Source organism: Trueperaceae bacterium, assembly GCA_031581195.1.
In the GTDB taxonomy this organism is placed as follows: Bacteria; Deinococcota; Deinococci; order Deinococcales; family Trueperaceae; genus SLSQ01.
The window spans coordinates 1-8,453 of record JAVLCF010000053.1 but is presented as its reverse complement, the minus strand read 5'-3'; the positions used below and the strand labels follow the sequence as shown (position 1 = coordinate 8,453).

The 8,453-nt window shown below is 76.6% G+C and carries 9 protein-coding genes; 6 read left to right on the top strand and 3 right to left on the bottom strand.

The window, feature by feature from the left end; translation table 11 throughout:
- The first annotated feature begins 272 nt into the window (after positions 1-272).
- Entirely contained in the window at positions 273-731 is a 459-nt protein-coding gene (locus tag RI554_06485) for a flavin reductase family protein (GenBank protein ID MDR9391660.1), read from the top strand.
- 4 nt (positions 732-735) lie between these two features.
- Here RI554_06485 and RI554_06480 read toward each other — a convergent pair whose 3' ends face one another.
- The gene (locus tag RI554_06480; protein ID MDR9391659.1) at positions 736-1,593 is read right to left on the bottom strand and encodes a deoxyribonuclease IV; all 858 of its coding nucleotides are present in this window, start codon (positions 1,591-1,593) and stop codon (positions 736-738) included.
- Between the two features lie 90 nt (positions 1,594-1,683).
- Between RI554_06480 and nucS the strand changes: the two genes are divergently transcribed.
- The 3 genes from nucS (at position 1,684) to RI554_06465 (ending at position 3,772) form a co-directional block, all read left to right on the top strand.
- The gene (gene nucS, locus RI554_06475) at positions 1,684-2,469 is read left to right on the top strand and encodes an endonuclease NucS (protein ID MDR9391658.1); all 786 of its coding nucleotides are present in this window, start codon (positions 1,684-1,686) and stop codon (positions 2,467-2,469) included.
- 9 nt (positions 2,470-2,478) lie between these two features.
- On the top strand, positions 2,479-2,883 hold the full coding sequence (locus RI554_06470) for a hypothetical protein (GenBank protein MDR9391657.1): 405 nt from the start codon (positions 2,479-2,481) through the stop codon (positions 2,881-2,883).
- A gap of 88 nt (positions 2,884-2,971) precedes the next feature.
- Positions 2,972-3,772: a mechanosensitive ion channel gene (locus RI554_06465; protein ID MDR9391656.1), complete on the top strand. Its 801-nt coding sequence runs from the start codon at positions 2,972-2,974 to the stop codon at positions 3,770-3,772.
- Between the two features lie 33 nt (positions 3,773-3,805).
- Here RI554_06465 and RI554_06460 read toward each other — a convergent pair whose 3' ends face one another.
- Entirely contained in the window at positions 3,806-4,975 is a 1,170-nt protein-coding gene (locus RI554_06460; protein MDR9391655.1) for an MFS transporter, read from the bottom strand.
- A 194-nt stretch (positions 4,976-5,169) separates the two neighbouring features.
- Here RI554_06460 and RI554_06455 point away from each other — a divergent pair, with 194 nt between their 5' ends.
- Positions 5,170-5,946, top strand: coding sequence for a single-stranded DNA-binding protein (locus RI554_06455; GenBank protein ID MDR9391654.1), 777 nt, complete (start codon positions 5,170-5,172; stop codon positions 5,944-5,946).
- Positions 5,947-6,026: 80 nt separating this feature from the next.
- A complete protein-coding gene (locus RI554_06450) occupies positions 6,027-6,839 on the top strand; it encodes a patatin-like phospholipase family protein (protein MDR9391653.1) in 813 nt (270 codons plus the stop codon).
- Position 6,840: 1 nt separating this feature from the next.
- Here RI554_06450 and RI554_06445 read toward each other — a convergent pair whose 3' ends face one another.
- A complete protein-coding gene (locus RI554_06445) occupies positions 6,841-8,334 on the bottom strand; it encodes an AAA family ATPase (GenBank protein ID MDR9391652.1) in 1,494 nt (497 codons plus the stop codon).
- Between the last annotated feature and the right edge of the window lie 119 nt (positions 8,335-8,453).

Here is an 8,453-nt window from a genome sequence, read left to right as displayed (position 1 = left end):
GTTCAGGACGCTGAACGTCGCGGCGCGCAGGATCCGGGGGCGGTACCCCCCGGCGTACCGCCACAGGCGCCGGAGCGGCGGGACGTCGGGGGCGTCGGCGCGGGGTGCGGTGGGGGCGGCGGCGTCGCTCATGCGCGCGAGCCTACCCCGGTGCGCACCGCACGCCCGGGGGCCGCCCAGCGTGGCGCCGGGACCACACCGCGGCCCGGCGGTCGGGGGTACCTTGGCCCGGTGCGCCGCGCGGGCACGCCGTGGCGCGGGAAGGGAACCCCATGGACGCGAAGACCTTCCGCGACGCGCTGGGCCGCTTCGCGACCGGAGTGACGATCACGGCGATGCATACGCCCGACGGGCCTCGCGGCATCACCGTCAACGCCTTCACCTCGCTGTCGCTCGAGCCGCCCCTCGTGGGCGTGTCGATCGATCGCGGCGCCGGCGCGCACGCCGCCCTCGACGCGGTCGAGCGCTACGGCGTGTCGGTCCTCGCCGCCGACCAGCGCGCGATCTCCGACCGCTTCGCCGGTCGCGACGTCGACCCGCCCCTCGCGTGGGAGGACGCCGCCGGCGCGCCGGTGCTCACCGGCGCCCTCGTCCAGCTCGGCTGCCGCATCGTCGATCGCGTCGTCACCGGCGACCACACGTTGTTCGTCGGCGAGGTCGAGGCGGCCGCCGTCCAGGACGGCGCGCCGCTCCTCTACCAGCGGGGACGCTACGGGGTGGACGCCGACTGACGCGTCAGTCGGCGGCGGGCGTGCTCAGCGACCGCAACGTCGCCAGATCGCGGGCGTGACCCTGGCCGTCGTCCCCGAGGGGGGTCTCGAGGGTCATCGGCACGTCCGCGAAGCGCGGGTCGTGGAGGAGCCGCGCGAACGCCTCCACGCCGATCTCGCCGTCGCCGACGTTCGCGTGCCGGTCGCGGTGCTGGCCGAGCGGGAACGCCGAATCGTTGAGGTGCCACGCCCCCACCGCCGCCAGGCCCGGCCCGTCGGCGACCTCGCCGACGAGGCGCTCGTAGGCGTCCTCGTCGCGCAGGTCGATGCCGGCGGCGAAGGCGTGGCAGGTGTCGAGGCACACGCCGGTCCGCTCCGGCGCGTCGAGGCGCCCGCGGATCGCTTCGAGTTCGGCGACGTCCACGCCGAGGGTGCTGCCCTGCCCCGCGGTGTTCTCGAGCAGGACGCGGACGTCCGACGCCCCGAGGTCGGCGTACACCGCGTCGAGGCCCTGGGCGACCCGGTCGATGCCGACCTCCCGCCCGTCGTCCTTCGGGGCGCCGGGGTGCAACACCAAGCCCGGAACCCCGAGCGCGTCGCAGCGCCGCAGTTCGTCGAGCAGCGACGCGCGGGATTTCTCGCGGGTCGACGCGTCGGGGCTCGCGAGGTTGATCAGGTAGCCCGCGTGCGCGACGACCGGCAGGCCGCTCGCCTCCCGCGCGGTCCGGAACGCCTCCGCTTCGGCGGCGGGACGCGGCTTGTTCGACCACCGGTTGGGGCTCTTGACGAAGATCTGGAAGGCGTCGCAACCGAGGTCGGTGGCGCGCGCCACCGCCTGGTCCGCGCCGCCGGAGACGGATACGTGCGCTCCGAGTCGACCCATGCCGGCATGCTACCGCGACGTCCCCACGGGGCCGCGCGGGACCGCGCGGCCCCGTGGGGGGTCGGTGGTAGCCTCCCGTCCGGAGGCCCCGTGATCGCCGCGACGTTGTTCGAGCCCGATACCGAGACCCTGCTCGGGTTCTTCCGGCGGGAGACCGCCGAGGGAGGCCGCTGGCTGCAGGTGGCGGGCGAGATGGAGGTCGTCTACCACGGCCGGGCCGCCAGCAGCGCCGACGCCGGCGATTACCTGCTCCTGCTCAAACCCGACCGCAGCCTGCAGATCCACGCCGCGCGCGGCATCAAGCCCCTCAATTGGCAACCGGTGGTCGACGGTCTCGAGGTGTTCGCCGACGACGGCCGAGCCATCCTCGTCGCCGAACGCGCGACGCCGCACGAACTCGTGCGCGTCGCCTTCCTCGACGTCGCCTACGCCGTCGCGACGGTGCCTCGCGACGAGGGCGGCTTGGTGCTGCGGGGCAGCGAAGCGCAGATGCAGCGGGCGCTGGCGGCCAACCCCGACGTCATCGAGGAGGGACTGGAACTCGTCGAGATGGAGGTGCCGACCGACGTCGGCGGCATCGACCTGTACGCCCGCGACGTCGAGGGCCGCCTGGTGGTGGTCGAACTCAAGCGGGGACGCGCGACGCACGAAGCGGTCCAGCAGTTGCAGCGCTACGTCGCGCGGTTGCGCGAGACGCTCGCGCGGGAGGTGCGCGGCATCCTCGCGTCGCCGGAGGTGACGGCGCCCGCCCGCACCCGGCTCGAGGAGCTCGGCCTCGAGTACCGGCCGGTGACCGCGTTGCCGGACGTCGCGGACCCGGGCCCTCGGCAGGGGGCGCTGTTCGGCGACGACGGGGCGCCCGACGCCGCCCGGTAGACTCGCGGCATGCCCGACGGACCGCCCGACGTCCCGTCGTCGACCGCCCACGACGCCGCCACCCGGCGGGGCTTTCGGTGGCTGGCGGCGTTCGCCGTCGTCGGCCTGCTGCAGGTCGCCTTCTTGACGATCGTGGAGATCGACCGGACGGTGCGGCACCGTCGGGCGATCGCGGCCCTCGAGGCGGACCTCGCCGCCGCCCGCGCCGAGGTGGAGGCGCTCCGCGCCATCGCCGACCGCGCCGACGACGAGGGGTTCCGCGAGGGGTTGGCGCGGCGCCAGGGCTTCATGGATCCCGACGAGGTCCGCATCGTGATCGCCGAGTCCTCGCTCGGCCTCCGCGCCCCCGCGACGAGCCCCAGCGACGCGATGCCCACCCCCGACGCGGCCCCCGAGCCGACCGACGCGCCCTGAGGGGCGTACGTCCCTGCGTCGGGTCCGGCCGGCGAGGACGTAGGCTTCCCGCAGGGGTCCGCCCTGCGCACCCCGGAAGGAGAACCCCATGTTCGACGCCCCCCTCGCCACGTCCTGGGTGGGTGGGGCGGCGACCCTCGCCGTCGCCGCCCTCATCGCCGTCGCCGGCTGGTTCGCCGCCGGCGCCGCGGCGAGCGCCGTGCGGCGCACCGCGCACGGACCCGTCGCCGACCTCGCCGCCCGCGCCGTGCGTTGGGCCGTCCTCGCCGTCGTCCTGGTCGCCGTCCTCGGGCGGCTCGGGGTGCAGACCGCGAGCCTGGTCGCGCTGCTCGGCGCGGCGGGCCTCACGATCGGTCTGGCCCTGCAGAGCACCCTCTCGAACGTCGCGGCCGGCGCGATGCTCCTCGCCCTCCGGCCGTTCCGGGTCGGGGACGCCGTCGAGGTCGCCGGCGTGGGCGGCGTCGTCGAGGAGGTCGGTGCCTTCAAGACCCGCCTGCGGACGTGGGACGGCGTCGTGGTCTACCCCCCCAACGACGCGGTGTGGAGCGGCGCCATCCGGAACCTGTCGCAGGCGACCCGCCGGCGTCTCGACCTGGAGGTGGGCGTCGCCTACGAGGGCGACGTCGACGTGGCGTTGCGCGTCGCGCGCGAGGTCCTGGAGGCCGACGACGCCGTGTTGGAGGATCCGGCCCCCGAGGTGCACGTCACCGAGCTCGCGGCCAGCGCCGTGACGGTGCGGCTGCGCGCCTGGACGGCGCCCGACGACCTGTACCCGGTGTCGTTGCGGCTCCCGCGGGCCGTGAAGCTGGCGTTCGACGCCGCCGACGTCGCCATCCCCTATCCCCAACGCGAGGTACGGCTGGTGCGCGTCGCCGACCCCGAGGGGTGAGCCCCGCGCGAGCGGGGTCGGGGGACGCCGGCCTCAGGCCGTCCCCCGCGCCTCGGGCAGGAAGACGAGCGTCGCGACGGCGCCGAGCCCGGCGGTGAGGAGGAACAGCGACGCGTGGCCGCCGAGGCCGGCGTCCAGCCACACGCCGAGCAGGCCCTGTACGGCGAAGCCGCCGGCGAACACGAACAGGTTCACGCCCGTCACCGCCCGCCCGGTCAGCGACGGGGGGAAGTGGCTCCGCACCAGGGCGTACAGCAGGCCCGACGCCGCGCCCGCCACGCCCAGGAGCACGAAGAGGGCGGCCAGCCGGCCGCCCCCCGCCGCCGGCGCGAACGCCAACGCGAGCTGCGTGGCGGTGAAGACCGCGCCGGCGAGGCCCGCGACGCGGCCCACGCCGACGCGTTCCGCGAGCGCCCCGAGCACGAGGTAGCCCGCCGACGCCCCGACGGCGAACGCCAGCAGGACGTTGCCGGTCGGGACGCGCGCCAGCCCGACCGCATCCGTCAGGTACGGCCCCGCCCACAGGCCCTGGTAGGCGAACGCCACGCCGGTCGTCGCGAGGCCCAGGAACGACGCGCGGAGGAAGGTGGGGGAGGTGAACAGCGCCTTGAAGCCGCCGTCGGGCCCCTCCGCGTGGGCCGAGGTCGGCACCGGGGCGGCGCGGCCCCCCACCGCGACGAGGACGGCGGCGACCGCCAGTGCGACGGCGGCCCCGAGGAACGTCGCGCGCCACCCGAACGCGTCCGCCGCGAGCGCCAACGGCGTCGCGGCCAGGAGGCCGCCCGACGAGCCGACCGCCACCAGCGCGCCGGACACCGACGCGAAGCGGCGGGGCGACAGGCCGCCCGACAACGCCTTCAGGCCACCCATGAGGATCCCGGCGGTCCCGAGACCCATGAGGGCGCGGGCCGCGGTCAACGTCGCGACGTCGCGTCCGAGGGCGAACGCGACCGCCCCGAGCACGGCGACCGCCATCAGGGTCGGGACGACGCGGCGCGCGCCGTAGCGGTCCAACGCCACCCCGAGCGGGACCTGCGCGGCGGCGAACGCCAGGAGGAACAGGCTGGTCATCCACCCCAGGTCGGAGGGGTCCATCGCCAGGTCGCGGCGGAGGTCCCCGGCGATCACCGCGTTCGCTTGCCGCACGAAGTTCGACGTGACGTGCGCGAAGGCGAACACGACGAAGATCCGCAGCGTGAGCATGGCGGAGAGCCTAGCAGCCCTCCGCGGGAGCTGCGGACCGCGTCGGCGCGGTTCCCGCCGGGCGCCCCGCCGCTCCGGCGCGCCCCCTACCCTCGGGGTCCCGCCCGCGGCCGGCGTTCGGCCGGACCGGGACCGCGTCGCCCACGGGCGCGGCGACGGCGCGGGGTCGGACGTGGACGACGGAGGTGACCCCCATGGCCCTCGGCCTCAACTCGCTGCTCCTCATCGGCACGCTCGTGCGCGAGCCCGACCTTCGCTACACCCCGAAGGGCGACGCCGTGCTGCGCCTCGACCTCGGGGGCGACGAGCACGCCCGCGACGAGGACGGCGCACCTCGGACGCGGCCCTGGTACCAACGCGCGACGGTGTTCGGCGCCCAAGCGGAACGCGTCGCGGACCACCTGCGCGTCGGCACACCGGTCTGGCTCGAGGGGCACCTCGAGCAGGCCCGGTGGACGGACGACGACGGTCGGACCCGCAGCCGCCTCGACGTGATCGGGACGCGCATCGAGCGCCTGGACGTCGGGGGGCGCGACCCGGAGGATCCCGTGGCGTTCGATGCGCGCGACCAGCCGCGCCTGCGCGACGCGGTGAACCACGTGCGGGTGCTCGGCAACCTGGCGCGCGACGCCGACCTCACCCGCCCGAGCGACGGTCCCGAACGCGTCGCGTTGGTCGTGGCGGTGCAGGACCGCGCGCCGCGCGGGGGCGATGCGCCGGTGCACTACGTCGACGTCCGCGCCTGGCGCGATGTCGCGCTCGCCGCCGGCGACCTCGCCAAGGGCGACGCGGCGTTCGTCGAGGGACGCCTCGTGAACGACGCGTGGACCGACGCGAGCGGCGAGAAGCGCTACGCGACCCGCGTGGAGGCGGTCCGCATCGAGACCGTGCAGCGTCTCCCGCGCAGCGCGATGCCGGACGTCGCGGTCCCGCCCGACGCGACTGCCGGCGAGACGCCCGCCTCCGCCTGAGGGCGCGGGCGCCGCGCCGCCCCACCGGCCGCCCGGGCGCACGCCCGTGCGCGGCGGCCGGTGGGGCGGTAGCGTGCGGCATGGACGAGATCGTGCTGGTGTTGGGCGGGGGCGGCGCGCGCGGCTTGGCCCACGTCGGGGTGATTCGCGCGCTGGAGGAGGCCGGGGTGCGCGTTCACGCCATCGCCGGCTGTTCGATGGGCGGCATCGTCGGCGCCTTCCTGGCGCACGGCGCGGACGCCGACCGCATGGAGGCGGTGGCGCGCGAGATCCGCTACGCCGACCTGCTCGCCTTCGGGGAGGTCGGCGGGGTCGTGGGCGGCGACGGGATCGCGACGGTCCTGAGCCGCTACCTCCCCGACGGCTTCGAGGACCTGCGCCTCCCGCTGTCGCTCACCGCCGTCGACGTGCAGCGCGGCGAACTGGTGATCCTCCGCGACGGACCGCTGGTGCCCGCCCTGCGGGCCACGAGCGCGCTGCCGGGCCTGATCGCCCCCATCGAGCACGAGGGGCGCCTGCTGGTCGACGGGGGGTTGTTGAACAACCTTCCGGTCGACGTGGGCCGGACGTTGGCGCGGCGGCCGGTGGTCGCGGTCGACGTCGCGGTGCCTCCCGACCGGACCCTGTCGCTGGACGGCGACAAGAGCCCCTGGTCGCGCGTGCGCGAGTGGGTGCAGCCGCAACGCGCGGCGTTGACGGGGTTGTTCATGAAGTCGTTCGACATCCCGCAGGCGCTCGTGACGCGCATGCGCCTCACGATGACGCCCCCCGACGTGCTGATCCGACCGGCGCTCGACACCGAGTTCGGGGTGGAGCAGTTCGGCCGCATCGACGAGGCCCTCGAGGCGGGCTACGAGGCGGCCTGCGGAGCCCTCGCCGCCTGGCACCGCTGAGTCACGGTTCCGCGCCGAGCAGGAGCGCACGGACCTCGTCGCGTACGGCGCGGACGTCGAGGGTGCGCCGCGCACGCGTCACGGCGACGTACGCCAGGTTCGCTTCGCTGCGCGCCGCGTCCGGGTCGGGGGCGCGCCGGACGGCGTCGCGCGACGCCGCGATGCGGGGCAGGTCGGGCCCCAACGCCACGTGGTCCCACTCGCGGCCCTTGGCGCGATGGATCGTCGCGACGACCGTCGCCGCGTCGCGCTCCCGGCGGGTGTGGCTTCGTTCGAGGGCGGCCGCGACGGCGGGGGTGTCCGCGCCGTAGCGCTCCACGAGCCGGCGGAGGGTACGGAGGTCCGCGTCGCCGTCCTCGCCGGCCTGAACGAGCGCCTCCCACGTCGCGACGCCCGCGACGCGCGGGCCGTCGCCGCCCGCCGGGTCGTGGCGGGCCGCCCACAGCGCGTGCGCGGCGCGCAACGTCGACGTGACGCCGGCGACGCCGCCGACGACGTGCACGCCCCCCTCCCCGTGGCGGAGGGCGGCGTCGAGGACCCCCGCCCCGGTCCGGCACAGCACCGTCCGAGGGCCCGGCGGGCAAGCGTCCCCGTCGTCCAGCAGCGCCCCGTCGGGCCCCGCGCCGGTCAGCCGCGGGTCCGCCGTCACGACGGCCAGGACGCGGTGCGCGGCCTCCGCGATGGCGGGACCGAAGCGAAACGAGCGGGTCAGGTGCACCTGCGGCGCGTCGCTGGCCGCCATCGCGTCGATCGCACCGCGGAAGCCGTAGATGCGTTGGGCGGAGTCGCCGACGAGCAGCCGGACGGCGTCCTGACCCTCCAGGAGCGTCAGCATGACCGGGGCGAGGTCCTGCGCCTCGTCGATCAACAGCAGCTCGCCCGGGACCGGCCCGCCGCGCGCCGCGAAGAGCTTGAGGTAGGCGTCGTGATCCAGGGGGGCGGGGTCGGCGGGGTCGAGGATGCGGACCCACGCCCGCGCGGCGCGACGCGCGAGCCAGGTGGTGCGCACGGCGGCGCGCTCCGGACCGAGCTCCCGCGCGAGGCGGGCGGCGAGCGGCGCCGGGACGTGCGCGACGTCGGGGGCGGGGTCGGCGCTGGCCGCGAAGGTGCGCAGCACCGCGCGGAGGTGCGCGACGTGGCGCGCGGTGCCCGGTGCGGACGCGTCGAGGCCGAAGAGGTCGGCGTACGTCGCGGGGGCGGGCCCGGCGACCGCCGCCTCGAACTTCGCGCGGAGGCGCGGGTCGGGCGCGACGACCGCGCGGAAGGCGAGGGCGTGCAGGGTCGTGGCGTGCACGTGCCGAGGCACGCGCGCGCGGGCCTCCCGCGCGATGGCGCGGTTGAACGCCACGAGCGTCGCGGGGGTCGGGGCGGTCGCGTGGGCGGCCGCTTCGAGCGTCGTGGTCTTGCCGGTCCCCGCCCGCGCGGTGATGGCGCCGTCCCGCCCCGAGGCGGCCAGCGCCACGGCGCGGCGTTGCTCGTCGGTCGGCGCGGTCACGAGGCACGCTACGCGGCCCCTCCCGCCGGGGTGGGCGGCGCCGCGAGCGCGGCCGAGGCCCTCCCGGCCCGCCGCCGGGGGCGCCCCGTCCGGCGTCCGCGTGGGGCACCATGGGGGGA

Excerpts from the sequence above, each read along its gene's own strand:
- RI554_06485 (MDR9391660.1), top strand. The coding sequence starts at position 273 with ATGGACGCGAAGACCTTCCGCGACGCGCTGGGCCGCTTCGCGACCGGA.
- RI554_06480 (MDR9391659.1), bottom strand. The coding sequence starts at position 1,593 with ATGGGTCGACTCGGAGCGCACGTATCCGTCTCCGGCGGCGCGGACCAG.
- RI554_06470 (MDR9391657.1), top strand. The coding sequence starts at position 2,479 with ATGCCCGACGGACCGCCCGACGTCCCGTCGTCGACCGCCCACGACGCC.
- RI554_06465 (MDR9391656.1), top strand. The coding sequence starts at position 2,972 with ATGTTCGACGCCCCCCTCGCCACGTCCTGGGTGGGTGGGGCGGCGACC.
- RI554_06460 (MDR9391655.1), bottom strand. The coding sequence starts at position 4,975 with ATGCTCACGCTGCGGATCTTCGTCGTGTTCGCCTTCGCGCACGTCACG.
- RI554_06455 (MDR9391654.1), top strand. The coding sequence starts at position 5,170 with ATGGCCCTCGGCCTCAACTCGCTGCTCCTCATCGGCACGCTCGTGCGC.
- RI554_06450 (MDR9391653.1), top strand. The coding sequence starts at position 6,027 with ATGGACGAGATCGTGCTGGTGTTGGGCGGGGGCGGCGCGCGCGGCTTG.